2 tRNA genes and 1 other annotated feature are annotated in these 1,654 nt (G+C 56.7%); both genes read right to left on the bottom strand.

The features are described from left to right. Positions 1 to 168 precede the first annotated feature (168 nt). Positions 169 to 698, bottom strand: a sequence feature (23S ribosomal RNA rRNA prediction is too short). A gap of 640 nt (positions 699 to 1,338) precedes the next feature. After that, positions 1,339 to 1,411 (bottom strand) — tRNA-Ala (locus CPCC7001_RS07035). A gap of 35 nt (positions 1,412 to 1,446) precedes the next feature. Beyond that, positions 1,447 to 1,520: transfer RNA gene (locus CPCC7001_RS07040), tRNA-Ile, on the bottom strand. Between the last annotated feature and the right edge of the window lie 134 nt (positions 1,521 to 1,654).

The raw sequence follows: 1,654 nt of genomic DNA on the forward strand, positions 1-1,654 counted from the left end.
GGTTAGATCACCCGGGTTCGGGTCTATAAACACTGACGTTCGCCCTATTCAGACTCGCTTTCGCTATGGCTCCACCATTCCCGGTTTAACCTGCCAGTGCCTATAAGTCGCCGGCTCATTCTTCAACAGGCACACGGTCACCCGATCAGTCGGGCTCCCATTGCTTGTAAGCTCACGGTTTCATGTTCTATTTCACTCCCCTCCCGGGGTTCTTTTCACCTTTCCCTCGCGGTACTGTTGCGCTATCGGTCACACAGGAGTACTTAGCCTTACGAGGTGGTCCTCGCGGATTCACACGGAATTTCACGTGCTCCGTGCTACTCGGGATCCAGCTAGCTCAGTTCGATTTTCGGTTACGGGGCTTTCACCCTCTGTGGCGCGCCATTCAAACGCTTCTCCTAATCTCCCTGATGCACGTTGCTGTCCCACAACCCCGATGCTCGAAAGCATCGGTTTAGGCTTGTCCCCGTTCGCTCGCCGCTACTGAGGGAGTCGTTTTTACTTTCCTTTCCTCCAGCTACTAAGATGTTTCAGTTCGCTGGGTTGGCTCGCACCGCCCTATGGATTCAGGCGGCCGTTCTAGGGGTTGCCCCATTCGGAAATTCCCGGATCAAAGCGTGTTTCCAGCTCCCCGAGACTTATCGCAGGTAACCACGTCCTTCATCGCCTCTGTGTGCCAAGGTATCCACCGTGAGCCCTTTGTAGCTTGACCATATAAACTCCCAGTGCTTCAGGTTGTTGAAACCTATTCTCTCAGCATTCCCCTCTCACGCTCCGGCAACTCCTCCCCCAACCAGATCGGATGACCGGATCGGATGACCCGATTGGATCACCGGATCGGATGGCCTTGGCCGCTGCCTTCACGCAGTCCTTGAATGCTGGATCAGACTCTCCCCTCCTCGGCGGAAGGCAAAGAACACTGAAAGCTCTCGGCTCTTGTCTCCATAGAATTGCTGATTCCCAGACGCTCTTGACTTTGGCGTAACACCAAGGCCTCCAACGCCGGAAATCAAGCCTCCATGAGATGCTTTCTTTCCAGACTCACCTATGCAGTTGTCAAGGTTCTGCTGGCTCCTCCCGATCCACGTCCGTTGCTCACGTCCGTTGACCAGGTGAATCCAGCATCAGCTCAGCCGTGATCCCTTGCTGGAATCAGGAATGAGCGGAGGCTAGATTCCTCAGCCGTCCCGCGTCGTCCTCACGACGTCGCGACACCTCACCGTCTCTTGGTCACCCTCCCTCCTCTCGCTTCCTGGCGATCGGGGTCCTTGGCGCTGATCTCAAGCTCACAGCAACCCAACCGGGCTGCTCCTCGCTCGCCATCACGCCCTGCGTCAGTGGAGGTTAGCGGACTCGAACCGCTGACATCCTGCTTGCAAAGCAGGCGCTCTACCAACTGAGCTAAACCCCCAGCTAGCAAGTCCTGCCTGCTTAGCAGGCGGCGAATGGGCCATCCTGGACTTGAACCAGGGACCTCACCCTTATCAGGGGTGCGCTCTAACCACCTGAGCTAATGGCCCAGGAAGTGATCTCCCTCCTCGCTTCTCCCTTGCGGGATCCACAGCTCGGGAGCTCGTGGGGTGACCTAGACAACGTTTAGGAACTGAAAAAGATCGCACAGCCTCCCTGGTTCCATCCCCGCTCAGCCCCATCC

The organism is Cyanobium sp. PCC 7001, from assembly GCF_000155635.1.
Classification (GTDB): domain Bacteria; phylum Cyanobacteriota; class Cyanobacteriia; order PCC-6307; family Cyanobiaceae; genus NIES-981.